This is a genomic window from Rhodococcus sp. ABRD24, from assembly GCF_004328705.1.
In the GTDB taxonomy this organism is placed as follows: domain Bacteria; phylum Actinomycetota; class Actinomycetes; order Mycobacteriales; family Mycobacteriaceae; genus Prescottella.
The window spans coordinates 1,088,271-1,114,381 of sequence record NZ_CP035319.1; the positions used below are offsets into that span (position 1 = coordinate 1,088,271).

26 protein-coding genes and 1 pseudogene are annotated in these 26,111 nt (G+C 67.7%); 10 read left to right on the forward strand and 17 right to left on the reverse strand.

All coding sequences use genetic code 11. The features are described 5' to 3' along the window. Nucleotides 1-5 precede the first annotated feature (5 nt). From ERC79_RS04845 to rfbD, 4 genes are read right to left on the reverse strand one after another with little or no spacing between them, the layout of a single operon-like run. Complete coding sequence (locus tag ERC79_RS04845) at nucleotides 6-782, reverse strand: SGNH/GDSL hydrolase family protein (RefSeq protein WP_131576211.1); 777 nt, start codon at nucleotides 780-782, stop codon at nucleotides 6-8. 49 nt (nucleotides 783-831) lie between these two features. Then, nucleotides 832-1,911, reverse strand: a complete 1,080-nt coding sequence (locus ERC79_RS04850) for an NDP-sugar synthase (RefSeq protein WP_131576213.1) — start codon at nucleotides 1,909-1,911, stop codon at nucleotides 832-834. Further along, nucleotides 1,908-2,810 (reverse strand): glycosyltransferase family 2 protein, encoded by a 903-nt coding sequence (locus tag ERC79_RS04855; protein ID WP_131576215.1) that lies wholly within the window; start codon nucleotides 2,808-2,810, stop codon nucleotides 1,908-1,910. The genes ERC79_RS04850 and ERC79_RS04855 overlap by 4 nt, the downstream gene beginning before the upstream one ends. Before the next feature lie 35 nt (nucleotides 2,811-2,845). Next, nucleotides 2,846-3,706 carry a dTDP-4-dehydrorhamnose reductase gene (gene rfbD / locus ERC79_RS04860; protein ID WP_131576217.1) on the reverse strand — a complete coding sequence of 287 codons (861 nt, stop codon included), beginning with the start codon at nucleotides 3,704-3,706 and terminating at the stop codon, nucleotides 2,846-2,848. 128 nt (nucleotides 3,707-3,834) lie between these two features. On the opposite strand from rfbD, the gene ERC79_RS04865 reads away from it, so the two are divergent. Next, nucleotides 3,835-5,325, forward strand: coding sequence for an LCP family protein (locus ERC79_RS04865; RefSeq protein ID WP_131580756.1), 1,491 nt, complete (start codon nucleotides 3,835-3,837; stop codon nucleotides 5,323-5,325). Nucleotides 5,326-5,423: 98 nt separating this feature from the next. Then, nucleotides 5,424-6,128: a TIGR03089 family protein gene (locus tag ERC79_RS04870; protein WP_131576219.1), complete on the forward strand. Its 705-nt coding sequence runs from the start codon at nucleotides 5,424-5,426 to the stop codon at nucleotides 6,126-6,128. A gap of 45 nt (nucleotides 6,129-6,173) precedes the next feature. On the opposite strand, the gene ERC79_RS04875 is transcribed toward ERC79_RS04870, so the two are convergent. The 6 genes from ERC79_RS04875 to ERC79_RS04900 all read right to left on the reverse strand — a co-directional run bounded on the left by ERC79_RS04875 (nucleotide 6,174) and on the right by ERC79_RS04900 (nucleotide 13,230). Further along, nucleotides 6,174-8,630 carry an ABC transporter permease gene (locus ERC79_RS04875; RefSeq protein ID WP_131576221.1) on the reverse strand — a complete coding sequence of 819 codons (2,457 nt, stop codon included), beginning with the start codon at nucleotides 8,628-8,630 and terminating at the stop codon, nucleotides 6,174-6,176. Further along, the gene (locus tag ERC79_RS04880; RefSeq protein WP_131576223.1) at nucleotides 8,630-9,382 is read right to left on the reverse strand and encodes an ABC transporter ATP-binding protein; all 753 of its coding nucleotides are present in this window, start codon (nucleotides 9,380-9,382) and stop codon (nucleotides 8,630-8,632) included. The genes ERC79_RS04875 and ERC79_RS04880 overlap by 1 nt, the downstream gene beginning before the upstream one ends. A gap of 124 nt (nucleotides 9,383-9,506) precedes the next feature. Continuing rightward, nucleotides 9,507-10,196, reverse strand: coding sequence for a response regulator transcription factor (locus tag ERC79_RS04885; protein ID WP_131576225.1), 690 nt, complete (start codon nucleotides 10,194-10,196; stop codon nucleotides 9,507-9,509). 10 nt (nucleotides 10,197-10,206) lie between these two features. Continuing rightward, on the reverse strand, nucleotides 10,207-11,388 hold the full coding sequence (locus tag ERC79_RS04890) for a histidine kinase (RefSeq protein WP_131576227.1): 1,182 nt from the start codon (nucleotides 11,386-11,388) through the stop codon (nucleotides 10,207-10,209). Between the two features lie 31 nt (nucleotides 11,389-11,419). Next, nucleotides 11,420-11,929 carry a 5-(carboxyamino)imidazole ribonucleotide mutase gene (gene purE / locus ERC79_RS04895; protein ID WP_131576229.1) on the reverse strand — a complete coding sequence of 170 codons (510 nt, stop codon included), beginning with the start codon at nucleotides 11,927-11,929 and terminating at the stop codon, nucleotides 11,420-11,422. After that, nucleotides 11,926-13,230: a 5-(carboxyamino)imidazole ribonucleotide synthase gene (locus ERC79_RS04900; RefSeq protein ID WP_131576231.1), complete on the reverse strand. Its 1,305-nt coding sequence runs from the start codon at nucleotides 13,228-13,230 to the stop codon at nucleotides 11,926-11,928. The genes purE and ERC79_RS04900 overlap by 4 nt, the downstream gene beginning before the upstream one ends. Before the next feature lie 113 nt (nucleotides 13,231-13,343). Between ERC79_RS04900 and ERC79_RS04905 the strand changes: the two genes are divergently transcribed. Continuing rightward, nucleotides 13,344-13,883 carry a GtrA family protein gene (locus tag ERC79_RS04905; protein ID WP_131576233.1) on the forward strand — a complete coding sequence of 180 codons (540 nt, stop codon included), beginning with the start codon at nucleotides 13,344-13,346 and terminating at the stop codon, nucleotides 13,881-13,883. Here the strand turns inward: ERC79_RS04905 and ERC79_RS04910 are convergent. The 5 genes and pseudogenes from ERC79_RS04910 to ERC79_RS04930 form a co-directional block, all read right to left on the reverse strand. After that, nucleotides 13,880-15,202 carry a HAMP domain-containing sensor histidine kinase gene (locus ERC79_RS04910; RefSeq protein ID WP_131576235.1) on the reverse strand — a complete coding sequence of 441 codons (1,323 nt, stop codon included), beginning with the start codon at nucleotides 15,200-15,202 and terminating at the stop codon, nucleotides 13,880-13,882. The genes ERC79_RS04905 and ERC79_RS04910 overlap by 4 nt on opposite strands. Nucleotides 15,203-15,214: 12 nt before the next feature. Beyond that, entirely contained in the window at nucleotides 15,215-15,895 is a 681-nt protein-coding gene (locus ERC79_RS04915; RefSeq protein WP_131576237.1) for a response regulator transcription factor, read from the reverse strand. A gap of 39 nt (nucleotides 15,896-15,934) precedes the next feature. Then, nucleotides 15,935-16,540: a PH domain-containing protein gene (locus ERC79_RS04920; protein ID WP_131576239.1), complete on the reverse strand. Its 606-nt coding sequence runs from the start codon at nucleotides 16,538-16,540 to the stop codon at nucleotides 15,935-15,937. 35 nt (nucleotides 16,541-16,575) lie between these two features. Further along, nucleotides 16,576-17,709 (reverse strand): annotated as a pseudogene (locus tag ERC79_RS04925) (AI-2E family transporter). A gap of 42 nt (nucleotides 17,710-17,751) precedes the next feature. Continuing rightward, complete coding sequence (locus ERC79_RS04930; RefSeq protein ID WP_131576241.1) at nucleotides 17,752-18,348, reverse strand: DUF308 domain-containing protein; 597 nt, start codon at nucleotides 18,346-18,348, stop codon at nucleotides 17,752-17,754. A gap of 237 nt (nucleotides 18,349-18,585) precedes the next feature. Here ERC79_RS04930 and ERC79_RS04935 point away from each other — a divergent pair, with 237 nt between their 5' ends. Then, nucleotides 18,586-19,005, forward strand: coding sequence for a hypothetical protein (locus ERC79_RS04935; protein ID WP_131576243.1), 420 nt, complete (start codon nucleotides 18,586-18,588; stop codon nucleotides 19,003-19,005). Between the two features lie 3 nt (nucleotides 19,006-19,008). Here ERC79_RS04935 and ERC79_RS04940 read toward each other — a convergent pair whose 3' ends face one another. Then, complete coding sequence (locus ERC79_RS04940; RefSeq protein WP_131580758.1) at nucleotides 19,009-19,839, reverse strand: biotin--[acetyl-CoA-carboxylase] ligase; 831 nt, start codon at nucleotides 19,837-19,839, stop codon at nucleotides 19,009-19,011. 128 nt (nucleotides 19,840-19,967) lie between these two features. Here ERC79_RS04940 and ERC79_RS04945 point away from each other — a divergent pair, with 128 nt between their 5' ends. Genes ERC79_RS04945 through ERC79_RS04955 form a run of 3 tightly spaced genes read left to right on the forward strand, consistent with a single transcriptional unit; the run spans nucleotide 19,968 to nucleotide 22,604 of the window. Next, entirely contained in the window at nucleotides 19,968-21,608 is a 1,641-nt protein-coding gene (locus tag ERC79_RS04945) for an acyl-CoA carboxylase subunit beta (RefSeq protein WP_131576245.1), read from the forward strand. Continuing rightward, complete coding sequence (locus tag ERC79_RS04950) at nucleotides 21,605-21,943, forward strand: acyl-CoA carboxylase subunit epsilon (protein ID WP_131576247.1); 339 nt, start codon at nucleotides 21,605-21,607, stop codon at nucleotides 21,941-21,943. The genes ERC79_RS04945 and ERC79_RS04950 overlap by 4 nt, the downstream gene beginning before the upstream one ends. Before the next feature lie 16 nt (nucleotides 21,944-21,959). Then, nucleotides 21,960-22,604 carry a nucleoside triphosphate pyrophosphatase gene (locus tag ERC79_RS04955; protein WP_131576249.1) on the forward strand — a complete coding sequence of 215 codons (645 nt, stop codon included), beginning with the start codon at nucleotides 21,960-21,962 and terminating at the stop codon, nucleotides 22,602-22,604. Here ERC79_RS04955 and ERC79_RS04960 read toward each other — a convergent pair. Then, a complete protein-coding gene (locus ERC79_RS04960) occupies nucleotides 22,601-22,987 on the reverse strand; it encodes a group III truncated hemoglobin (protein ID WP_131576251.1) in 387 nt (128 codons plus the stop codon). The genes ERC79_RS04955 and ERC79_RS04960 overlap by 4 nt on opposite strands. Before the next feature lie 116 nt (nucleotides 22,988-23,103). Between ERC79_RS04960 and ERC79_RS04965 the strand changes: the two genes are divergently transcribed. From ERC79_RS04965 to ERC79_RS04975, 3 genes are all read left to right on the forward strand, one after another. Next, nucleotides 23,104-24,015 (forward strand): sulfurtransferase, encoded by a 912-nt coding sequence (locus ERC79_RS04965; protein WP_131576253.1) that lies wholly within the window; start codon nucleotides 23,104-23,106, stop codon nucleotides 24,013-24,015. Further along, nucleotides 24,009-24,440: a SufE family protein gene (locus ERC79_RS04970; protein WP_207390485.1), complete on the forward strand. Its 432-nt coding sequence runs from the start codon at nucleotides 24,009-24,011 to the stop codon at nucleotides 24,438-24,440. The genes ERC79_RS04965 and ERC79_RS04970 overlap by 7 nt, the downstream gene beginning before the upstream one ends. Nucleotides 24,441-24,547: 107 nt before the next feature. Then, the gene (locus ERC79_RS04975; RefSeq protein ID WP_131576256.1) at nucleotides 24,548-25,975 is read left to right on the forward strand and encodes a condensation domain-containing protein; all 1,428 of its coding nucleotides are present in this window, start codon (nucleotides 24,548-24,550) and stop codon (nucleotides 25,973-25,975) included. The last annotated feature ends 136 nt before the right edge of the window (nucleotides 25,976-26,111 follow it).

Genomic DNA, 26,111 nt, shown 5'->3' on the forward strand with positions numbered 1-26,111 from the left:
GCGGTCTACCGGATCGGTGCCGGCGTCGGCCGCTTGGCGCTGACACCGTCGCCGGACGAGGTGCCCCGAATCCGGCGGCTCACCCACGGCACGAGGAAATCCTTCGTCCATGCGAGGTCGGCCCGCCGCTGCGCGGCCCGGTCGGCGGGCAGTTCCGGGCCGAGCGGATCCATCACGATATGGTGCTCGACGCCCAGGGTCTCGAGCACCCGAATGGCCATGTTCTGGTGGCCGGGCGTCGACATGTGCAACCGATCCCAGTCCCACATCCGCAGGTCCCGGTACTCGTCGAAGCGCCAGAAATCGACGATGCGAGCGCCGTGCCGGTCAGCCGCCGCGCGCACCAGTTCGTTGTAGATCGCCGAGCGGCCGCGCAGTTTGCCGAACACCGCCGACCAGCCGGCGTCGAACGCGGTCCACACGAGCACGGTCGCCCCGGTGGCGGCCAGCTTGCCGATCGCCTCGTCGTAGCGCGTGACCAGCGCGTCGAGGTCGATCCTGGGCCGCATGAAGTCGTTGCCGCCGGCATAGATCGTCACGAGGTCCGGTTCGAGCGCAATCGCCGCGTCGAGCTGCTCGTCGATGATCTGGCCGAGTAGCCGACCGCGAATCGCGAGGTTGGCGTAGCCGAAGTCGGCGTTGCGACGGGCGAGCTCCTCGGCCACCCGATCGGCCCAGCCCCGCAGCCCGTTGGGCCGGGTGGCGTCGGGATCGCCGACACCCTCGGTGAACGAGTCACCGAGGGCGACGTACCGGCGGAAGATGGGTTCCTGCAACATCATGCCCCCAGTATTTCAGTAGCAAGACTAAGAATCCCTGCTCAGTGCCGCATCACACGTCAGTGCTGAAGCGCACACCACCGTCGGGAAGCGAGACACCGGGCCACACTCGGGCACCGCGCAGCAGCTCACAACGGGCTCCGACATCCGCACCGTCGCCGATCACCGCGTCCCGCACCAGCGCGCGCGGACCGATCCGGGCACCGAAACCGACGATGGACCGCTCCACTGTTGCACCGGCCTCGACGACCGCACCGTCGAACAGCACCGCACCGTCGAGGCGTGCCCCCGCACCGACCTCCGCACCGCGGCCGACGACCGTGCCGCCGATCAGCACCGCACCGGGTGCTACGCCGGCACCGGGATGCACCAGCGACTCACCGCGCGGACCCTCGAGCGCGGGCGACGGCGCGATGCCGCGGACCAGGTCGGCGGAACCTCGGACGAAGTCCTCCGGCGTTCCCATGTCACGCCAGTACGAGCTGTCGACGTGACCGAACACGCGGGCGCCGTCGGCCAGCAGCGACGGGAATACCTCGCGCTCGACCGAGACCGGGCGACCTGCCGGAATCTTCTCGATGATCTCGCGGCGGAAGACATAGCAGCCGGCGTTGATCTGATCAGTCGGCGGATCCTGCGTCTTCTCCAGAAACGCCGTGACGCGGCCTTCCTCGTCGGTGGGCACGCAACCGAACGCGCGAGGATCTCCGACCCGCACGAGATGCAGTGTGACATCGGCGTCGGTGCTGTAGTGGGTGTCGAGAACACCTCCGAGGTCGGTGCCGCCCAGGACGTCGCCGTTGAACACCATGATGTTGTCGGCCCGCAGACTCGGCAGCACGTTGCGGATGCCGCCTCCGGTGCCGAGCGGCTCGGTCTCGGTGACGTACTCGAGCTCGAGGCCCAGGCTGCTCCCGTCACCGAAGTGCTCCTCGAACACCTCCGCCTTGAACGACGTCCCCAGCACGACATGGTCGATGCCCGCAGCCCTGATACGCGCCAGCAGGTGGGTGAGGAACGGCAATCCGGCGGTCGGGAGCATGGGCTTGGGCGCGGACAGCGTCAACGGACGCAACCGGGTTCCCTTGCCTCCGACCAGGACTACGGCGTCGGTCGCCGAAGCAGATGTCATGCTTTCCCCTCAATCTCGATCTCGTGACGCTCGTACTCGCGGCGCGCACGCACCGCGGCAGCAACGGCCAGTTTCGAACGCAAGGCGAGTCCGCCCCGCAGCGCCCATCGCAACGGCGCCTGCCACCACAACGGGTGACGATCGGCCTGGAAGCGGTATGCGCTCTGATGATGCGCGGGCAACATCAGCTCTGGATGCCTGCCCGCGGCGTGGCCCTTCGCGTGGGTCACCTCGGCAGAGGGCACATAGACGTTGAGCCAGCCTGCCTTGCCGAGCCGATCGCCCAGGTCCACGTCCTCCATGTACATGAAGTAGCGGGAATCGAAGCCGTCGACCGAATCGAACGCGGCTCGGCGCAGCAGCAGGCACGAGCCGGACAGCCAGCCGGCGGGACGCTCGGTGATGGTCTCGGTCTCCTGCCGGTACCGCAGCGACCACGGATTCGACGGCCACACAGAGCCGAGCACAGCGTGACCGGCACCGGAGATCAGATCGGGCACCTGACGGGCAGACGGGTAGACGCTGCCGTCGGGTTCGCGAACCATCGGACCCAGCGCGCCCGCGCGCGGCCACCGCTCGGCGGCGGCGAGCAGCTCGTCGATCGAGCCGGGCGACCAGCGCACGTCGGGATTGACCACGAGGACGAACTCGATGTCTTCGTCGATCTCGGCGACCGCGCGGTTGATCGCGCCGCCGTAGCCGATGTTCCCGCCGGTCCGGAGCAGCCGGACGTGCTCATGCGCCGCCGCCGCGGCTTCGGGGGCGCCGTCCACTGATCCATTGTCGGCCAGGATCACCTGCGGATTCTCGGTCGTCGCGTCACCCAGGGTGCCCAGGAAATGCTCGAGGTGCTCGCCGGGCGAGTAGGTCACCGTCACCACGGCCAGCTTCGAACTCACGCGGGCCAGCCTAACCGCTGCATCGCGGCACGGCTTCATCGAAGTTGCGCCAGTGCGTCGGTCAGCGCGTCGCGCCACGGACGGAGCGGAGTCAGCCCGGCCGCATCCCACGCACGTGACGACAGCACCGAGTATGCGGGCCGGGGCGCGGGCCGGACGAATTCGGCGCTCGTGCACTGCAAGACCCGACCTGGATCGGCGCCGACGCCCTCGAACGTCGCCCGTGCGAGGTCGAACCACGTCGCGATCCCCGCATTGGTCGCGTGCAGCGTCCTCACACCCCTCCCTCCGGTGACGGCCAGCTCGATCAGTCCGGCAGCCAAATCGGCCGCATACGTCGGCGAGCCCACCTGGTCGGCGACCACGCTCACCGTGTCGCGTTCCCGCTCGAGCCGCAGCATCGTCGCGACGAAGTCGCTTCCCGCACCGGTGTAGACCCAAGCAGTGCGGACTATCTGGGCACTCGGCAGCTCGGACCGGACAGCCACCTCACCGGCGAGCTTGGTGCGCCCGTACACGGACCGGGGACCGGTGGGTGCGTCCGTCTCGTACGGCGCAGCAGAGTCACCGGCCCGGTCGCCCGCGAAGACATAATCCGTGGAGACGTGGATCAGATGCGCACCCAGGTTCGCGCACGCTCGAGCCAGGTTCCGTGGACCGATCTCGTTGACCGCGGTCGCTCTCGCCTCGTCCGACTCTGCGGCGTCGACGGCCGTGTACGCGGCGCAGTTGATCACCACCGAATCCGGCTCCACCCACGCATCCACCGCATCACGGTCGGTGATGTCGAGCTCCGCGGACCCGACGCCCGAGACGGGCACCGCAACGCCGGGCGCGCAGCGCAGCAGCTGCGTACCCAACTGGCCGTGGGCACCGGTCACCAGAATCCTCTTCACAGGCCAGAGTCTGGCACGCCGGGGATCACTTCCCGAACCGACGGACGAACACCAGTAGCCTTGACCACGGTAGAAGTTCGAACGTCAGGGAGGGGTCACACGTGCCGCAGGAGCCGACCGCACGGGAGGTGCCGCGACCGACAGCTCCGGTCTCACGCACCCAGATTGCGATCGCAATCGCGGCGGTCCTCGTGCTCGTCGTCACCGGATTCGCCTGGCGCAGTATCGACTCGCTGCGATCGAACCTCGCGACTGTCGGAGGCCTCGGTCTCGGCGGCGTCAAGGACGGCGCGGTCGACATCCTGCTGGTCGGCACCGACAGTCGCACCGACGCCCACGGCAACCCGCTCAGCCAGTCCGAGCTCGACGCACTGCACGCCGGCAACGAGGTCGCGTCCAACACCGACACGATCGTGCTCGTGCGCGTGCCCACCGATGGCAGCTCCGCCACCGCGATCTCCATCCCCCGCGACGCCTATGTCGACGTACCGGGCATCGGCATGTCGAAGATCAACGCGGCGTACGGCGCGACCAAGGAGACCGAGCGCCAGAAGCTGGTCGAGGACGGCGAATCGGACACGAAGGCCGACAAGGAAGCCACCCGAGCCGGCCGCGAGGCGCTGATCAAATCGGTTGCAAAGCTCACCGGCATCACCGTCGACCACTATGCAGAAGTCGGCCTGCTCGGGTTCGTCCTCCTCACCGATGCGGTGGGTGGTGTCGACGTGTGCCTCAATGCGCCTGTCGACGAACCACTCTCGGGCGCGAAGTTCCCGGCCGGCGAGCAGACCCTCACCGGTGCGAACGCGCTGAGCTTTGTGCGCCAGCGCCACAACCTGCCCCGCGGCGACCTCGACCGGATCGTCCGCCAGCAGGTGTTCATGGCCTCGCTGGTGCGCCAGGTCCTCAGCGCCAAGACCCTCACCAGCCCGGGCAAGCTCAACCAGCTCAGCTCGGCTGTCCAGCGGTCCGTGGTGCTCGACTCCGACTGGGACATCATCGAATTCGCGACCCAGCTGCAGGATCTCGCCGGCGGCAAAGTGCAGTTCGAGACCATCCCCGTCGTCGACATCAATGGCATGACCGACTACGGCGAATCGATCGTGCAGGTCGATCCCAAGGCCGTGCGCAAGTACGTCGCCGGGCTCGTCGGTGCGGAACCGGCGGAGGACGACTCCGAGACCACCACATCCACGACACCGACCGAAATGCCCGACATCGACACCTCGACCGTCGCCGTCGACGTCGCCAACGACAGCAACATCAGCGGCCTCGCCTCGAGCGTCGGGACAGCGCTCGAGAACAAGGGCTTCGGACTCGGCGATGTCGGCAACAACACCGGCGAATCCGTCACCCGCAGCACCGTGTTCGCGAACGACTCCGACAGCAAGGGCGCACAAGCGGTTTCGGTCACCCTCGGTGGACTGCCGATCGAAACCGACTCGTCACTGAAATCGGGAGAGGTCCGGGTTGTCCTCGCCGGCGACTACAAGGGGCCCTCAGGGTCGTCGACGGCATCGGCGTCCGGCGGCGTCGGGAGCGCAGGAACCTCCCCCACCCCCGTGGAACCCGGCCCCCCCATCGACGCCGGAACAAAGGGTCCACACTGTGTGAACTGAGGGACTGCGTCACCTGAGGGACTGTGTGAACTGAGGGACTGCATCAACTGAGCTGCCAATCGAGCGCCCGTGCTCGTGTCGACCGATCGGAATCACCCGTGACCAACCTGACCACCGCGATCCTGGATCCCATCCTGGCGGCCGACCCGGCCGGTCCGCGGATCACCTACTACGACGACGCTACCGGCGAACGAGTAGAGCTCTCAGCCCTGACTCTCGCGAACTGGGCGGCCAAGACCGCGAACCTGTTGTGTGACGAGTTCGCGCTGATCCCCGGCGCCCGCGTCGCGGTTCTGCTGCCGGCGCACTGGCAGACCGCCGCGGTGCTGCTGGGCGCGTGGTGGGCAGGGCTCGAGGTAACCCTCGACGCCGATCCCGGCGCCGACGCCGCGCTGGTGACCCTCGATCGCCTCGACGACGTCGCCGAGATCCCCGAGGTCGCGGTTCTCTCACTCGACGCCTTCGGCCGCCCGGTACCGGATCTTCCGGTCGGCGTGACCGACTACGCGACCGCGGTACGCGTGCATGGTGACCAGTTCCGCGCTGCTGCATCCGGACCGGCTGCGCTCGACGGCCGCGGCGTCGACGAGGTGCTGACCGCCGCACGCGCTGCCGCTGCCGAGCAGAACCTCACCGCCACCGACCGCGTCCTGTCGGTCCAGCCCTGGGACACCGACGCCGAGCTCATCGCCGGCCTGATCGCGGTGTTCGCTGCCGGCGCCTCTCTGGTGCAGGTAGCGAACCCGGACGACGCGGCAGTGGCCCGCCGCGTCGAATCGGAAAAGGTCACCACCCGGCTGTGACGACCGGCGGGATCCGGCCGCGCTCGGCCCGATCCCGCCTGGCACTCATCCCGCGAGTGCCGCCACCGGAGCCGTGCGCGCCGCCCGGCGCGCCGGCAGCAGCGCCGCCACGACCCCGGCCAGTCCGCCGCCGAGCGTGATCAGCACCAGCGCCAACCACGGCAGCGTGCTCAGAACCAGGTCGTCGAACCCGAACAATGACGCCGAACCGGTGATGCCGAACGCCAGGCCGAGCGCGACGCCCAGCGCCGACGCCACCCCCGCAATCAGCACCGCCTCCCACAACAACAGTGAGCGCAGCCCCGACCGGGCCAGCCCCAGCGCACGCAGCAGCCCCGACTCGCGGCGGCGTTCGAGCACCGACAGCGCCATCGTGTTGCCGACGCCGATCAGGGCGATCACTACCGCCACCGACAGCAGCCCGGCGACGATCAGCAACAACGTGTCCAGGACGGTGTCGAGAGTCGAGCGCATGGCCAGCGAGCCACCCACATCGCTGCCCGGTGCCACCTGCTCGGCGGCCGAGGTGATCTCGTCCTGTACCGCCCGGCGGTCGTCGTCGCTGAGCCGGTCCGCGAGCCGGATCCACATCTGATCGGTCTTCACCTGCGACGACAGTGCCGCCAGCGCGCGCTCGTCGGTGAGTGCCGGTGCGCCGTCCACCCCGGATCCGACGGTGAGCTCCCCCCGTCCCGCGTTGCCGGTCACCGCGATCGTCCCGCCCGCCGCGAGCCCGAGGGCGCGGAGCTCGTCCGGCGGCAACAGCAGCTGCCACGAGCCTGGCAGATCGACATCCGTCCGCAGGGTGGCCCGCACGGCCGCGACATCGACGCCTGTCACCGAGAGCATTCGCCCATCGGCAAGCGCCAGATCAGCCGTCCCGAGCGCACTCACCGCGTCCACCCCGTCGAGCCCCCGGACCCGGTCCGCCAACTCGATCGGCAACCCGGCCGATCCCGGCGAACCGATGGTCACGTCCACCGGGAACTGGTCGTCGAACTTCCCGGGCGCGCTGGCCTTCGTCACCGCAATCCCGACCACCAGTGTGCTGGTGAGTGTGACGCCGATCAGCAGGGCGGTCGCGGTCGCCGCAGTACGCCGCGGATTGCGACCCGCGTTGCCCGCCGCGAGCAGGCCCACCGGCCCGCCGAATCGCCCCAGCACGGCACCCACCCGGGCGATCCCCGCCGGAACTATTCGCTGACTCAACAACACCACCGCGACGAAGGTGACCAGGCCGCCGGCACACGCGACGAGGACCTGCGTCATCACCACGCCGGCGCCGAGAACGCCGATCCCAACGATCAGCGCCACTGTGCCGACGAGCCGGCGGGTCCGCGAAACCAGAACCGTCTCCGGCGTGGATTCCAGTGGCGCCAGCGCTGCCAGGGGCGAGACGCGCGTCGCCGCGCGACCGGGCGCCGACGCCGCGGTCAGCGTCATCACGACGCCGACGACGAGGCCCACGATCACCGTCACCGGTGTGACGCTCAACGTGCGCAACGGAATCGGGACATCAGCAGCCACCGCGATCCGGCTCACCAGCCACGCCAACGCGATTCCGGAGCCGACGCCCAGCACCGACGCCACCGCGCCGACCCCGGCCGCCTCGGCGCGCACACTGCGGCGAACCTGTGCAGCCGTGGCGCCGACACAACGCAGCAGGGCCAGCTCCTGGGTCCGGGCGGCGAGCAGTACCGCGAATGTGTTCGAGATGACGAGCGCCGCCACGACCACCGCGATCGCACCGAACGCCAGCAGCACACTCGCCAGAATGTCGGATTCGCCGAGGAACTGCTGCGACGCCAGTTCGGCCTGCCGAGCGCCGGTTTCCGCGGTCGCGCCTTCAGGCAGCACCGCCCGGACTCGCTCGACCAACTGCTCCGGGGACACCGACCCGTCACCTGCAATCCTCAGCTCGCGCAGCCCCTCACCGGACGTCCACTCGTCCAGCTGGGCCGAGGTCGCGAACACGGTGGTTCCGTTGGCCTGCTGCGCCGAACCCGCGAGGTCGATCTCGCCGACCACCTTCACCCTGTCGGTGATCTGGCTGTCCGTACGCTGTGCCACGACCGTCAGCTCGGATCCGATCGGCATCCCCGAATCTGCAGCCACCGCAACCTCTCCCGGTCCCGCAGGAAGCCGCCCGTCCGCGAGCTTCTGCCAGCGCAGACCCGCATCCTGCGACAGCGAAACCGCCGAACCGTACGACGCGCCCGCGCCGTCGCGACGAATCTTCACCGAGGTCGACACGTCCTCCGTCACCGCGCGCACTCCCGGCACCGCGCCGACCGCGGCCACAGCCGCCGAGCTACCGCCGCCGGTCACCGCGACGTCCGTCGCCGCATACTGTCCGGCCAGCGAATCCGTGACGCTGGCCTTGAGCGTCGAGTTGAGTGTCAGCGTCGCCACGATGAACGCGACGGCGATGACGACCGCCAGCATGGACGCGAGATAGCGTCCGGCGTGAACACGCATCTGCGCCCAGGCCAGGCCGCGCATCAGCGTGCCCCGCTCAGGTCGTCGGCGCCGAGCGCGCGCATCGTCTCGATCACCGAATCCGTTGTGGGTCGATCGATCTCGCCCGCGATCCGGCCGTCAGCGATCAGTACCACGCGATCGGCGTACGACGCCGCCACCGGATCGTGGGTCACCATCACCACGGTCTGCCCCGTCTCGCGGACACTCGAGCGCAGCAAGTCCAGCACCTCCGCGCCGGTCCGCGAGTCGAGGTTACCGGTGGGCTCGTCCGCGAAGACGACATCGGGCTGCGACAGCAGGGCGCGCGCCACCGCGACGCGCTGCTGCTGACCGCCCGACAGCTCGTGCGGCCGGTGTTCGAGCCGGTCGGACAGCCCGAGCCGGCGCACCACCTCGTCCCGCCAACCACGCTCGGGAACCCGGCCCGCGAGCCGCATCGGCAGCAGCATGTTCTCCTCGGCCGAGAGCACCGGCAACAGGTTGAATGCCTGGAACACGAAACCGATTCGCTCCCGACGCAACTCGGTGAGCGCCCGGTCACCCAGCGCGGTGATCTCGGTGCCGGAGAGGTGCACAGTCCCCGATGTCGCCATGTCCAGCCCGGCGAGGCAGTGCATGAGCGTCGACTTACCCGAACCGGACGGGCCCATGATCGCGGTGAATGCCCCGCGGGAGAAGTCCACGTCGACGCCGTCCAGCGCCCGCACTGCGGTGTCGCCTGCGCCGTAAATCTTGGTCAGCCCGCGGGCCCGCACCATCTGCTCAGTTGTCATGCCCCGACGTTATTGCCGGTCCGGGTCCTGCCACATCGGAGCGGGGGGCGATCTACGGTCGGTCCGGCGTCATACCCCGGTAGGACCCGGCATCAGCCTCGGCGGCGACTGCGTCCGAGGGGAGTCAGCCGGAGCCGAGCAGGTCTTGCGGACGCACGAGGCCGATCTGGAAGGCGAACACCACCGCCTGCACCCGATCGCGGGATCCGGTCTTCGAAAGCACCCGGCCCACATGGGTTTTCACCGTCGCTTCGGATACGACGAGCTTCGCGGCGATCTCGGAATTGGACAACCCGTGCGCCATCGCCTCGAGCACCTCGACCTCACGGGGAGTGAGTTCCTCCGGCAATGTCGGCGGCGTCGATCGACTGAGCAGCGGCCCGACATGTTGCAGCAGCTTCCGAGTGGAACGGGCCTCGATCACCGCGTCGCCACTGTGCACGGTACGGATCGCATCGAGCAACTGTTCCGGTGGCACGTCCTTGAGGAGGAACCCGCTCGCGCCCGCGCTGATCGCGGACATGACGTACTCGTCGTTCTCGAACGTGGTGAGCACCACCACCTTCGGCGAATCCGGATGGGCCGTGAGCCGGCGCGTGGCCTCGATACCGTCGAGGTGGGGCATCTGCACATCCATCAGGACGACATCCGCGCCGGTCGCGGCGAGCTCCCGTAGCCCCTGCTCACCGTCGGAAGCCTCCACCACAACGGTGAGGTCGGGCTGCGAATCGATCACCATCCGGAACCCTGCACGAACGAGCTGTTGGTCATCGACGAGGGCGACTCGGATCGGCGCTACGGCAGTTTCGTCCATGCCTGCCAGCCTAGGTCGTCGCATACGGGAGGAGCCCGTGCACGCGATAGCCGCCGCCGACGACAGGCCCCGCGGTGAGGGTTCCGCCGTGCAGCTTGGCCCGCTCGGTCATGCCGATCACGCCCTGACCTCCCGGCGTCCCCTCGATGAGCGCAGCCGCCCGGCCACGCCCGTCGTCGGTGACGACCAGCTCCACCCCGACGGTGCCCCAGTTCACCTCGACAACGGCCTTCGCGTGCGGACCGGCATGCTTGAGCACATTCGTCAACGACTCCTGGACGATCCGGTATGCGGTCAGGCCCGCGCCTGCCGACAGCGCACGAGGGTCGCCGGTGACTCGCAACTCGACGTCGAGGCCGCCGCGATGCAACTCCGACACCAGACCCTCGATGTCCGCGGCACCGGGCATGGACGAAAAGTCACGCGGGCGATCCTCACGCAGCACCGACAGCAGCGCCCGCATGTCCTGCAAGGCCTGGCGCCCGGTGGAGGAGATGGTCTCGAGCGCGGCGACCGCGGCAGCGGGATCCTGTGCGGCGCTGTAACGTCCGCCGTCGGCCTGCGCGATGACGACGGTCAGCGAGTGGGCGACGATATCGTGCATCTCACGGGCGATGCGGGTTCGCTCACCGATCGCGGCCAGTTCCGCTTCTTGTGCACGCTCGAGTTCCAGCAACCGGGCCCGCTCGACCACACCCTCGAATTCCTGCAGGCGCACCCGTCGTAGATCGCCGAACGCCCACACCGCGAGGACGAACACGACGAGGAACGTCGAGGTGGCCAGAGTCTCTTCCCAGCCGCGCCCCTCGTACGCAAAATACTCGAGTCCGGCCGCCGTGGCACCCAGGATCGCGATCACCAGCGCCGTGTAGCTGCTCCACCGCGGTGTGTAGGCCGCGAACGCGTAGAGGGCGATCGGCACCGCGATCACACTCGGCAGCAGCGTCCCCGGAACCAGCAGGAGGTGCGCGAACGCGAAGGCCGCGATCACGAAGCCGGAGACGACGGTCCGCGACCGGCGCCACGCGAGCGGCACCGTCATACCGAGCGAGACGATCACCGCCGCCGCATCGCCGTCGACCGCCCCTGCCAGACAGAACAGCGACAGGAACACCGCCACCACGCGGTCGATTCCGACCGCGTGGGCGGCGCTCCAGCGATACCAGCGCTCACTCAGGGGGAATCGGGCCATACCGTTCAGCGTAGGACCCACCCCGAACTGCTCAGCCGAGCAGCTTCACACGCAGGGCCTCGTCCTTCTCCAGGACCATCTTCTCGAGACCGGCCTGGAAGTCGGCCATCCGCTGCTGCAGGGACGGATCCGACGCGCCGAGGATGCGCGCGGCCAGCAGACCTGCGTTGCGGGCGCCGCCGATCGACACGGTCGCGACGGGGACACCCGCGGGCATCTGCACGATCGAGAGCAGTGAGTCCATGCCGTCGAGGTACTTGAGCGGAACCGGCACACCGATCACCGGCAGCGGCGTCGCCGACGCGACCATGCCCGGCAGGTGCGCGGCACCGCCGGCACCCGCGATGATGACCTTGAGTCCCCGAGCTGCCGCGTCACGCGCGTAGTCGAGCATGCGCTGCGGCGTGCGGTGCGCCGACACGACACCCACCTCGAAGCGGATTCCGAACTCGGCGAGCGCCTCGGCGGCGGCCTCCATCGTCGGCCAGTCCGAGTCGCTGCCCATGATCAGCCCGACAGCAGGCCCGTTCGAATCAGTCATGCCACGTTCCCCGTCGCTGTGCTCTCACCGTGAGAGTCCCATCCATCAGTCCATTCGCCGTGTGAAAGCCAGTGCGCGGCGCGCTCCGCGCGTTCACGGACCGCCGCGACGTACGCCGGGTCGTCCGGCGAACCGGCAGCGGCGCCGACCACGTTCACGTGCCCGATCTTGCGATCCTTGCGCTCGCCCTTGCCGTACAAGTGCACCTTCGCGTCCGGAATCCGGGCGAAGAGGTGGTGCAGACGCTCGTCCATGCTCATCTCCGGCGCCTCCGGGGCGCCGAGCACGTTCGCCATCACGGTCAGCGGCGCGAGTGGCGAGGTATCGCCGAGCGGATAATCCAACACCGCCCGCAGGTGCTGCTCGAACTGCGACGTCCGCGCACCGTCCTGGGTCCAGTGGCCCGAGTTGTGCGGGCGCATGGCGAGCTCGTTGACCACAAGCCTGCCGTCGGTGGTTTCGAAGAGCTCCGCCGCCATCGCACCCACGACGCCCAGCTCGGACGAGATCCGCAGCGCGAGCTGCTCAGCCTCCGCCGCCAGCTCATCGGACAGATCAGGGGCCGGCGCGAGCACGACGGCGCACTGGCCGGACAGCTGCACCGTCTCGACCACAGGCCACGACGCGCCCTGTCCGAACGGGGACCGCGCGACCATCGCGGAGAGCTCACGCCTCATGTCGATCGCCTGCTCGACCATGAGCTGGACGCCCTTGTCCAGCTGCTCGGTCACGATCGCCTCGGCCTCGTCGGAGTCGCCGGTGATCCACACCCCACGACCGTCGTAGCCGCCACGAACCGCCTTGATCACCACGGGCCAGCCATGTTCGGCACCGAACCGGACAACATCCTCTGCCCAGGTCACCTCGGTGAACGCCGGGACGGGCACACCCATCTCGGTCAGCTTGCGGCGCATGGCCAGCTTGTCCTGCGCGTACACGAGCGCCTGCGGCGGTGGCTGCACGTTGACGCCCTCGGAGACCAGGACGTCGAGGTGCTCGGTGGGGACATGCTCATGGTCGAAGGTGAGCGCGTTCGATCCGAGCGCGGCCTTGCGCAGCGCCACCAGATCCGTGTGACTGCCGAGCACGACGTCCGGGCTGACCTGCGCGGCGGGCTCGTCGATGCTGCCCGCGAGGACCCGCAGGGTCTGTCCGAGCTCGATGGCCGCCTGGTGCGTCATTCGGGCGAGCTGGCCGCCGCCGATCATCGTCACCACGGGCATTCCACTCGGGAGGTCGCGCGGAGTGGTGGGGCGAGATTCGGATTCAGATTTTCCGGTCACGACACACCATGGTGTCATGCGCGTGTCGCAACGGTTCTGCCGAGGTCATCCCCGGTCGCAACCTGTGAAGAACCTGATAAGGCATGATCCACTGCATCGATCGAGATCTGGGGTTCGTACACTACTTCGTTGTGTCTTTTGTCGACGTGGCGATGAGCCGAGTGCCCCAGCCGTTCCGGGCGATCGTGCTGCGCCACCACGAGTTGATCAAGTTCGCAATCGTCGGCGGCACGACCATGGTGGTCGACCTTGCCATCTTCTATTCGCTGAGCCTGACCATCCTCGAGCAGAAGCCCGTCGTCGCCAAGATCATCTCCGGCGTGGTGGCGACCATCCTGAGTTACATCCTCAACCGCGAGTGGTCGTTCAAACATCGCGGTGGCCGCGAGCGCCATCACGAGGCGCTGCTGTTCTTCACCATCAGCGGCATCGGCGTCCTGATCGCGGCGGCGCCGCTGTGGATCGCCAACAACATCTTCGATGTCCGCGCATCGGCCAGCCTCACCACGGTGCTCGTCGTCGACTTCGTCCTGAATTACATCATCGGAAACCTGCTGCAGATGATCTTCCGCTTCTGGTCGTTCCGGCGATGGGTGTTCCCCGAGCAGACCAGCGGCCCCGAGTCCGCCGGCGAACCGGTGGAGCTCGCCGGGGAGGAACCCGGCCGCTAGCGCGGTTCGTGAATACCGACCACGCGGGTCGGCGCCTCGTCCTTGACTGCGGCCAGAAAGGCAGCGAACAACGCCGGCCGGCGCCGCTGCAGCTCCAGACGGCCACCATCGGCCTCGATCAGCGCCCGCGCCAACGCCAGTCCGAGACCAGTGGAACCGGAACCCGAGAATCCCCGGTCGAAGATGTGCGGGGCAAGCCGGTCGCTCACGCCCTCGCCCTCGTCCGACACTTCGACGCACACACGGGTCTCCTTGGGCGTTTCCCGTCCGGCCGGGGAGACCAGGCGCACCGACACCGTGCACGTCCCAGCCCCGTGCCGGAGCGCATTGTCGATCAGCACCGAGATCGCCTCACGCAGTCGTGAGCCGGTGGTCGCGGCCATCAGGCGCGGCTCGCCGCGCAGCCGGAGCACCCGCCCGGCCTCCTTGTACGGGCCCTGCCAGTCGGCGACGACACTCGCGAGCTCACCGACCACGGACACCGGTGTGCGATCGGCCGCACTGCTGTTACGCGAGGAGCGCACCAGGTCGTCCACTGCTACGGTGAGCCGGTCGACCTGCGCCATCGCCTCCTCCGCCTCGTGGACCACCGCGGGATCTGCATGCCCCGAGAGCTCGTCGAGCCGCAGCCGGACGGCCGTGAGGCGGCTGCGCAGCTGATGCGAAACGTCGGCGACGAGCGCATGCTCGCGCTGCAATCTCCCGGCGATCTCGACGGTGGCGGAATCGAGAACGTCCGACACCCGGTCCAGTTCGGGAATCCCGTGCCGCCGCGGGACTTCACGGAAATCGCCCTCCGCGAGCCGCGCGGCACGCTCGGCGACGTCTTTGAGCGGATCGGCGAGCCGCTTGGCGGTGACCACCGCGACACCGGCGCCGGCACCCATCGATGCCAGCACCAGCAGGGTGACCGCACCGATCGCCTGCCGTTGGAGGGTCCGCGTCCGATCCGACGGCACCTCGAGCCGCAGGGAACCCGAGGTGCCCATCGACAGCGATTCCACGAGCGGCGACAGCACCTCGCTTGCGCCGATGTCCAGCCGGGCGGCACCCTGCTCGGGAGTGGGGTACACCACGACGAGTTTGCCGCCCTCGGGGACCACCAGACGCAGCGATGTCGTGTCGAGTCCATTCTCGATGACGCCGCTCCGACCCTCCTGGACGATGATCTCCGCGGCCATCCGATCCAGTCGGGCCTGCAGGTCACTGCGGGTGAAGTCCTCGACCCACAGCCACGCGGTGTAGATCAGCGGCACGCCGAGCAGAAGCCCCGTGAGAATGACGACGGCGAGGATCGACTGCAGGATTCTGCGACGCACTGCGCGGGAAACCTAGTCCGTGTTGATGCGGAAGCCGACGCCGCGCACAGTCGCAATCCGACGGTCGGAGCCCGCTCCCTCGTCGCCGATCTTCCGACGCAACCAGGACATGTGCATGTCGAGGGTCTTCGATCCCCGCAGCTCCACGTCGCCCCAGACCTCACGCAGAATCGTGTCCCGCGAGACCACCTGGCCGGCATGTTCGAGCAGGACCCGCAGCAGTTCGTACTCCTTGTTCGCGAGCGCGACCTCCGACCCGTTCACGAGCACCCGGCGCGCCGCGGGCTCGAGACGGATGCCGGCAACCTCGACCACGAGGTCCTCGCCCGCACCACCGCGCCGCAGCAGCGCCCGGACCCGGGCCATCAGCTCGGCGAGACGGAACGGCTTGCCGACATAGTCGTCAGCACCCGCATCGAGCCCCACCACGAAGTCCACCTCGTCGGTTCGGGCGGTCAGCATCAGTACCGCGAGATCGAGGCTGTGTGCGCGCAACTGACGACACACCTCGAGGCCGTCCATACCGGGCAGACCGAGGTCGAGGATCAGCAGCTCGAACTCGCCGGTGAGCGCGCGTTCGAGCGCGGCTGGCCCGGTGTGTTCGATGGTGACGGTGTAGCCTTCGCGACCGAGCGCACGCGACAGTGGCGCAGCGATGGCCTCGTCATCTTCGGCAAGCAATACGGCGGTCACGACGACAGCCTACGGTTGCTTTCGTCCCCGCGGTCCCTATTACCAGCCTTTTCGGAAATCGTGACGTGTATCCCCGGGGCCCCCGAACTCGTTCCGGGGTTCATCTCGGTGATCGCTCCAGTGTTCGTCACGGCGTTCGTCACGGCGCGTGCTCGTCGCGTCGAGCACCTGGTGATAGAGCATCGAATGGACCTTCTGCACTTCCGGAATGTTGTCGAACTCGAGTGGGTCATCCGAGGATGCGACGATCACAAGAGTGCCGGTCCGCAGCATCCGGTCGACGAGACCGTGACGGAACTGCACGTTGCTGATTCGGCCCATCGGGATGTCGATTCCCGTATGGGTCATGACGCCGTGGCGGATCATCACCCGGCGGTCGGTGACGATGAAGTGGGTGGACTTCCACTGCAGCAGTGGAACGAGTGTCTTCCAGCCCACGATTCCCGCCCACGCGACGGCGACGGCGATCAGCACGACCGTCGTTGCCCCACCGGTGAGCTGCGACTGGGCCAGCCCGGCAGCGAATCCGGCGAGCGCGGTCGCCAGGATGAAGATGATCGCGGGGAGCACGAGCATCTTCCAGTGCGGGTGCCGGTGCAGCACCAGTTCCTCGTCCGCCGCCAGCGCGTCCTGCGGATATCCCATGCCAAGAGTGTGACAGGTTCGGTGCCGGACCGAACTCAGCCCGCGTCGGGCACCGGCTTCTCGACAGGCTTCGCCGGCGGGGACTCGACATCTCGAGCGACCGATCCTCTGATGAACACGTCGGCCCACCGAGTCGCCGGATCGATGTCGATCAGAAATGCCTTGACCAACAGCGACATCGGGATTGCGAGCAATGCCCCCAGCGGACCCAGCACCCACCCCCAGAACACGAGCGCGAGAAAGGTCACCGTGACCGACAGCCCGACGGCGTCTCCGACGATCTTGGGCTGGATCACAGACTGGATGAGCACGTTGATGGCGCTGTAGACGACGATCACGATGATCGCGAGTTTCGGTCCGCCCTGCAGCAACCCGAGTAACGCCGGTGGCACGAGCCCGAGTACGAATCCGATGTTCGGGATGTAGTTGGTGATGAATGACAGCAGCGCCCACAGGACCGGCAACGGGATGTCGAGCCACCACAGCGCGAAGCCGTCGATGACCGCGACAATCAGGCCGAATACGGTGGACACGATGAGGTAGCTGCGAGTGCCCGACGCGAACGTCTCGATTGCGTAGGCAATCTCGGGCCGGTTGCGCGCGACGACCGAGAGCCGGTCGCTCATCGACATGCCGTCCAACGCCATGAACAGCAACAGCGCGAGGATGAAGAACAGATTCGAGAACACCCCGAGCAGTCCCGAGAGGGCAGACTCGATGTAGCCGACCGCCTTACCGAAGTCGATACCGGACAGCGCGTTCTGGATCTGTTCCGACCCGATACCCCGTTGCTCCAGCTGCCCGCGCGCCTGGTCCAGCAGTTACTGGGCGTCGTCGGAATACTGCGGTAACAGCGTCGCGAACTGTGCCACCGAGATCGCCAGCGCGCCCACGAGTCCCAGCAGAATCGCATACACGGCGATCAGTGCACCGAGCATGCCGATCCATCGCGGCCAACCGCGCCGACGCACCCAGTCCTGGATCGGCTGGACACCGATGGTGAGCATCAGCGCCAGCAACACCGGGCCGAGAACACCGGAGAACGACTTCATTCCGGCAACCGCGACCACGATGCCGGCGAGACCCAGCAGCACGATCAGCCCGCGCGGGATCGCCCAGTCCGAGCGATTCACCGGATCGGGCGGTTGCCGCAGCGTCTTCCGCGTCATCCGACCTCCGGATCTGTGCGGGCCGCTCAGGTCTCCGCCTGGTCAGCTCATGCGACGGACAAGGAATGGCGCGGCGACGACAACGAGGCCGTACAGCACCATCCAGACACCGACGACGATCCTGAACACCTCGAGCGAGAGTTCCGGCTGGAGCAGGACGATGGCGCCCGCGACGACGCTGATGATGCCGAGCACGATGCCGACCGCGCGATTACCCGGAACCTCCGACGCGCCAGCGACGATGTCGAGTACACCCCGGAAAACCCACCACGCACCGATGACGAGCGCGATGACGACCACTGTCTGCAGCGGGCTGCGGAGTACCAGGAATCCCAGCAGGATCGCAAGGGCTCCCGACAGCCCGGTCAATGTGCGCGCGGCAGCGGGCGCGCCCACCTCCGCGAACGAGCGGACGATCTGGATGATGCCGAACGCGAAGACCTGGATCGCAATGAGGACTGCGGCGACGACGAGGGTGGCGCTGGGCCACACGAGGATCGCGACTCCGAGGCCGAGTGTGAGGACCCCGAACACCACTGTCAGTCCGGTCAGGAATCGACGAGCACTTTCGACATCGACCGAATCGCCGGCCACCCAGACCTCTTCCGAGCCCGCCGACGCGGCGTTGTGAGAGTTCATCATTCGTCCCCTTCGTCTCACGAGAATCGTGGATCAGCGTCAAAGTATCAGTAATCGTGCCACCGCGAGCGCCACGCGCAGTAGCATTTCCCCATGGGGTTTTCTCGACGTTTCGCGGCCACCTGACCTGTCCTTCGGAGCACAGTTTCACCCTCGGCAGGTGAGGATCCGGCACCCGAATCGACGGACACTCCAGCTGTTGGATTGATTGCTCGGCCGATCGAAAGGGGAAACGCCATGACGGATCGCACACCGGCGAGCCATAACACCGGCGGCGCCAGACAGGGATTCGCGGCCGGGGCCTCGATCGCCGCCGCTATCGTCCTGATGACCGTCGGAGTTCTGCAGATTATCCAGGGTATTTCGGCGCTAGCGAAAGACGATGTCTTCGTCGTGGGCCCCGAGTACGTCTACCAGTTCGATCTGACCACCTGGGGATGGATCCACCTGGTGATCGGCATCGTGGTGATCCTCATCGGGCTCGGATTGCTGACCGGCGCGACGTGGGCGCGGGTGGCCGCGATCATCATCGCGGCGCTGTCGATCATCGCGAACTTCCTGTGGATTCCGTGGTATCCGCTGTGGTCGATCCTCATCATCGCACTCGATATCGTGGTGATCTGGGCCGTCACGACCTGGGACGCCGAGCGGGTCTGACAGTTACACCGCGCGCAGATGGGTGATGTCGCCGGCCGACACCGCGACCGGCGGCTCACCTTCTGCCTTGATCACGATCCGACCCTCGGTGTCCACGTCCGTCGCGATGCCGACCAGTTCCCGATCGCCCGGAAGTTCCGCGCGGACCCGTCGGCCGAGCGTTCCGCACCGCTCCCGGTAGGCCGCCGCGAGGTCGTCGACACTCCATTCCGCCGAGTGCCACTGTTGCCAGCGGACGGCCAACTCCCGCAACACCGCCCGCACCAGGATGTCGCGATCGGTGATTGCCGCATTCTCCAGCGCGAGTGACGTGGCCGTGGGCACCGGCAGTTCATCCTCGGTGAGACTGACGTTGAGTCCGATCCCGACGACGACGGTCGGCACCGGCGACGTGGCCGCCACCTCGGCGAGGATGCCCGCCACCTTCCTGCCGTCGATGAGAACGTCGTTGGGCCACTTGAGTTCCGCGTCCACCTCGGCAACCCGGCGCAACGCATCCACCACCGCGATACCGGACAACAGTGGTACCCAGCCGATATCGGTCAGGCTCAGTCCCGGCATGCCGAGAACCACGGACACCGTGACCAGGGCGCGGGGCGTACTCACCCAGGACCGAGCGTGCCGACCGCGGCCACCGGTCTGGAACTCGGCGATCAGGACGCTGCGATCGAAGTCCGGGCCCTGCATCCGGGCCAGTAGATCGGCGTTGGTCGAGCCTGTCTCCGCCACCACGTCGAGACGGGACCAGAAGGCATCCGGGTCACTTCCGTCCCGGACGAGTGCCCGGCGCAGCGCGTCGGGGTCGAGCGGCGGGCGGTTGAGATCGGTCCACATATGTCCAGCCATTCGACCAGCCTAGGATGCGACTGGAAAGTGACTCGCCAGTAGCTTAGGTTCAATAATTCAACGCAACCCGACCTCGTGCAAACGAGTACCGGGCGACCTGGCTAAGCTCACTTGCCATGACCAGTGTGCAGGAGCCAGCCGCGGCGGAGGCGGCGAATACCCCGGATATCCACACGACGGCGGGAAAGCTCGCTGACCTGCGCAGCCGTCAGGCGCAGGCAATGCAGCCGATGGGCGAATCCGCCGTCGAGAAGGTTCACGCCAAGGGCAAGCTGACGGCGCGCGAGCGCATCACCGCGCTGCTGGATGAGGGCTCGTTCGTCGAGCTCGATGCCCTGGCCCGGCACCGCAGCACCAACTTCGGCCTCGCCGACAACCGCCCGCTCGGCGATGGCGTCGTCACCGGCTACGGCACCATCGACGGCCGCGACGTGTGCGTCTTCAGCCAGGACGCCACCGTGTTCGGCGGCAGCCTCGGCGAGATCTACGGCGAGAAGATCGTCAAGGTCATGGATCTCGCACTCAAGACCGGCCGCCCGCTGATCGGCATCAACGAAGGCGCCGGCGCACGTATCCAGGAGGGCGTCGTCTCGCTCGGCCTGTACGGCGAGATCTTCCACCGCAACGTCCAGGCCTCGGGTGTCATCCCGCAGATCTCCCTGATCATGGGCCCGGCCGCCGGCGGCCATGTCTACTCCCCTGCGCTGACCGACTTCGTGGTCATGGTCGACGAGACCAGCCAGATGTTCGTCACCGGCCCGGACGTCATCAAGACGGTCACCGGTGAGGACGTCACCATGGAGGATCTGGGCGGCGCCCGGACCCACATGGTGAAATCGGGTGTCGCACACTACGTCGCTTCCGGCGAGCAGGACGCGCTCGACTACGTCAAGGACCTGCTGTCCTACCTGCCGAGCAACAACCAGGCCGCGACGCCGCGCCTGGCCCCGTCCGATCCGATCGTCGGCTCGATCGAGGACTCGCTCACCGACGAGGACCGCGAGCTGGACACCCTGATTCCCGACTCGGCGAACCAGCCGTACGACATGCACGAGGTCATCCGCCGCATCCTCGATGACGACGAGTTCCTCGAGGTGCAGGCCGAGCGCGCGATGAACGTCGTCGTCGGTTTCGGTCGCGTAGACGGCCGCAGCGTCGGCATCGTCGCCAACCAGCCCACCCAGTTCGCGGGCTGCCTGGACATCGACGCCTCGGAGAAGGCGGCGCGCTTCGTCCGCACCTGCGACGCCTTCAACGTCCCGATCATCACCCTGGTCGACGTCCCGGGCTTCCTGCCCGGCACCGAGCAGGAGTACAACGGCATCATCCGTCGCGGCGCGAAGCTGCTGTACGCGTACGGTGAGGCCACGGTCGGCAAGATCACCGTCATCACCCGCAAGGCGTACGGCGGCGCGTACGACGTCATGGGCTCCAAGCACATGGGTGCGGACGTCAACCTGGCATGGCCGACCGCACAGATCGCCGTGATGGGCGCGTCCGGCGCCGTCGGCTTCGTCTACCGTAAGCAACTGCTCGAGGCCGCCAAGAATGGTGAGGACGTCGACGCACTGCGCCTGCAGCTGCAGGCCGAGTACGAGGACACACTGGTGAACCCGTACGTCGCTGCCGAGCGCGGCTACATCGACGCGGTCATTCCGCCGTCGCACACCCGCGGACAGATTGTCGCGGCGCTGCGTCTGCTGGAACGCAAGATGGTTTCACTTCCGCCCAAGAAGCATGGGAACATCCCCCTATGACAGCGACCACCCGGGAAGCCGTACTCACCGACGCCGAGCTACTCGACGCGTCGTCACTCGAGGGGGCGGCGTTGGCTGAAGCGCTCGCAGGTCTGGAGCCCGACATTGCCGCAGGGTCGCAAGGTCCCGTGATCAAGATCGTCAAGGGCAACCCGACGGACCAGGACATCGCGGCACTCGTCGCGGTCCTGTCCGCGGCAGCTGCTGCGGCCGGCGATGCCGTGTCCGATCAGAGGCCGCCCGAGACGTGGGGTGCACCGACTCGCATGCACCGCGTTCGTGCACCGTTCTCGCCGTACGCCTTCGGCAACCCGGTCGCGCCGCGCCCGTTCTGATCGAACGGTTCCGGTAGTGACCCATCTCGTTCTCGCCTCGGCGTCCCCGGCACGGCTGTCCGTGCTGCGGAGCGCCGGGGTCGAGCCGACCGTCCGCGTCTCCGGGGTGGACGAGGACGCCATCATCGACCGGCTGGGACCGTCCGCGGCCCCCGAACTGGTCGTCACCGCGCTCGCAGTGGCCAAGGCCCGCGACGTGATACCCGCTCTGATCGACGAAGGGCGCACCGACGCCGTCGTGATCGGCTGCGATTCGATGCTGCTGATCGACGGCGAACTACAGGGCAAGCCACACACCGTCGACGTCGCCCGCACCCGCTGGCAGTCGATGATGGGCCGCAGCGCGACCCTGCTCACCGGGCACAGCGTCCTGCGGATCTCCGACGGTGTCATCGTCGCGGACGCCTCCGGCCACAGCGGCACCATCGTGCACTTCGCCAGCCCGTCGCCGGAGGATCTCGAGGCGTATCTCGCGACGGGTGAACCGCTGAAGGTCGCGGGCGCGTTCACACTCGACAGCCTCGGCGGATGGTTCGTCGAACGGATCGAGGGTGATCCCTCCAGCGTGATCGGTATCGGCCTGCCCCTGGTGCGGCGCCTACTCACCGATGTCGGTGTTTCCGTCGCGCAGCTGTGGGCCACCAACGCCCTGGTGCGCTAGCGCCGCGCGCGCTGCAGCGCCTCCGCCATCGCGTGAGCCTTCGACTTGGCCCGTTCCGCGTCGACGCCCGCGAACGACTCGTCCACGGTGTCGCACCACAACACCAGCCAGCGCTCGAACCGCTCGTCGGTGAGGTCGTGCTGCCGGTGCAGCGCCTCGTGCACGGGCCCGAGGTGTCCCCGATAGCGGGCAGTACGGAACAGTATCTGCTCCCAGAAGTCTCCGACCACGGGCAGGTGCTCGTCCAGGCCGACCACCGCGAGGGTCTCGAACACCGGCGCGAGCAGGGGGTCGACGAGGGCGCGCTCGTAGAAGGATCGCAGCAGACGATCGACGTCGGCGCGGGAGGCCAGTTCGTCACGGTGGTCGTCGGGGCACGTCACGGTGGCCGACAGTACCCGCCGGTAGCGCTCGCGATCTCGGCCGCGCTCCCGAACTACCGACCACCTAGAATCGGAGTCGGACAACCTCCACCCACACCTGCCTCAGGAGCCCACCCGTGCCCGTCGCACCCGATCCCAATCCTGCCTTCGCTGCGTTCACGCATCCGGAGCGACTCGTCTCGACGGAATGGCTGTCCGTCAATCTGGGCGCGCCCGGCGTCAAGGTGGTGGAGTCGGACGAGGACGTTCTGCTCTACGACATCGGCCACATCCCCGGCGCGGTGAAGATCGACTGGCACCTCGACCTCAACGATCCCGTGACCCGGGATTACATCGACGGCCACCGGTTCGCCGACCTGATGAGCCGCAAGGGTATCGACCGGTCCGACACGGTCGTGATCTACGGCGACAAGAGCAACTGGTGGGCGGCATACGCACTGTGGGTGTTCACGCTGTTCGGTCACAAGGACGTGCGCCTGCTCGACGGTGGCCGTGACGCGTGGATGTCGGAGAACCGCGACACCACGTTCAACGTGCCGAACCCGGCTCCGACGCGGTACCCGGTCGTCGAACGCGATGACAGCAAGATCCGCGCCTTCAAGGACGACGTCCTCGCGCATCTCGGCCGCGGCCCACTGGTGGATGTGCGGTCGCCGCAGGAGTACACGGGCGAGCGAAGCCACATGCCGGACTATCCGGAGGAGGGCGCGCTGCGCGGCGGCCATATCCCCACCGCGGTGTCCATCCCCTGGGCCCGCGCCGCCGCACCGGACGGGCGTTTCCGCAGCCGGGCCGAGCTCGAGGAGATCTACGCGGGCTTCTCCCACGACGACGACATCGTCGCCTACTGCCGCATCGGTGAGCGTTCGAGCCACACGTGGTTCGTGCTGACCCACCTGCTCGGCTTCCCGAACGTCCGTAACTACGACGGCTCGTGGACCGAGTGGGGCAACGTCGTACGGGTGCCGATCGTCAAGGGTGAGCAGCCCGGCGACGCGCCGGGCGCCGCGGTGGGACGCTCATCGTGAGCCTGCCCGAACCGCTTGCCGAGATCGTCGACGACTTCGCCGCCGTCGATGGGCAGGACAAACTGCAGTTGCTGCTCGAATTCAGCCGGGAGCTCGCGCCGTTGCCGGCCGAGCTGGAGCAGGATGCGATGGAACCGGTACCGGAGTGCCAGTCGCCGCTGTTCCTGTTCGTCGATTCCGCGAATCCCGAGCATGTGCGCCTGCACTTCAGCGCTCCCGCCGAGGCACCCACCACCCGGGGCTTCGCGTCGATCCTCCACCAGGGACTCGACGGGCAAAGCGCCACAACCATTCTCGCGGTTCCCGACGACTTCTACTCGGATCTGGGCCTGGCCGATGCGGTCAGCCCCCTACGGCTGCGCGGGATGAGCGCCATGCTTGCCCGCATCAAGCGGCACCTGCGCGGCGCAGCAGCACACCACTGAGAACTCCTACACCTGATCCTGGGAGCGACCCTCCCGCGAACAAGACTGCACTGTGACAATCTTCACCGCCACCAACAGCGGCGGCACAAGAGTTTGGATTCTCCACAATGGAATTCACCGAGCTCGCGGACTACGCGATCTCACCGGGCATACTCACCGAGTGGCTTCCGGAAGCCGGTACCGACTGGATCGAGGACAGCCGTCCCGCCTCGTACATCCACGAGGCGCACCTGCGCCGGACCGCGGACGGCACCCACGACGACGGCCGCGAGTCGTGGCTCGGCACCGCCTTCCAGCTACCGGGCACACTCGACCGCGATGCATTCCGTACCGCCGTCCACGCGTGGATCGCGCGTCACGAGCCGCTCCGGAGCCACGCCGAGCTCAGTTACGACGGCCGAATCCGCAGGCGCACAATCGATGCGAACGCGATCGAGCTCAATGAGGTACGTCACGAATACGAGTTCGACGCCGATACCGCGTTCGAGCGCATCCACGATCTGTTCGACGAGCTGACATCCCCGCACCGCTGGCCGGCCTATCTGTTCGTCACGATCGAGCACACCGACCCGGCGCCGGACTGCACCGTTCTGTTTGCCGCCGACCACTCCCTCATCGACGGGTTGTCAGTGATCCTGGTGGCTCACGAGATCACCCGCCTGTACACCGAGGCCCGCTCGGGCATGCCCTCCGATTTGATTCCGGTGGGCAGCTACATCGACTTCGGCGCCGAGGAGCGGGCCGCGGCAGCGGCTGTCGACGCCCGGCACTCAGCGGTCGAATGCTGGCGATCGGCTGTCGAGCGCAGCGGCGGTCGGCTATCCGAGTTTCCACTCGATCTGGGTCCGCGACCCGATCAGCGGACGGCGCAGCACGCCCTCTCGGAATGGATCCTCGACGCCGGGCAGGCAGGTGCCTTCAACGCGGCATGCCGCCGCGCCGGTCAGGGGTTCTTTCCGGGTGTGCTGGCCTGCTTTGCCCTCGCGGGCGCCGAACTGACCGGGGACACCGTGTTCCGGACGGTGACGCCGGTCCACACCCGCAACGATCCGCACTGGGCAAGCTCGCTCGGCTGGTTCGTCGGGCTCTCGCCCGTCGAGTTCGACATCGCCGGCGCCGAGGACGTCCAGACGGCCGCGGGCCGGGCCACCGCTGCGCTGGCGGCGACGCGCGCGACCGCGAAGGTGCCGTTCGCACGGATCGAGGAACTCCTCGACTTCCCGATCCGCCCGCGATTCGTCGTGTCCTACATGGACGTGCGGTTCGTGCCGATGGCACAGCAGTGGCCGGATGTGCGGGCGCGCGCGCTCCGCAGCCGCCACTACACCCACGACGTGTACATCTGGGTGAATCGAACACCCCACGGCGTCAACGTGTCCGCCCGCTTTCCACAGACGCCCATCGCGACGGAGAATGTCCGTCGGTACCTTGCCCGAGCACGACGCGCCCTTCTGGCGGTCGCGGAGTCGCAGCGCCCCGTGTCACCGACCGCTCCGGTTGTGCGGGCCGACGCCGTCGACGCTACTGGTCAGTAGAGTTGCGGAGCCGAGCGCAGCCCTTAATGTGTAAGCGCTATCCGGTTACATCGTCTATCGGATTGGTGCCTACACTCCGATGAGATGCCAACAACACCTCCCGGTGACGCCCACAGTAAGCCGCGGGGAAAGACCA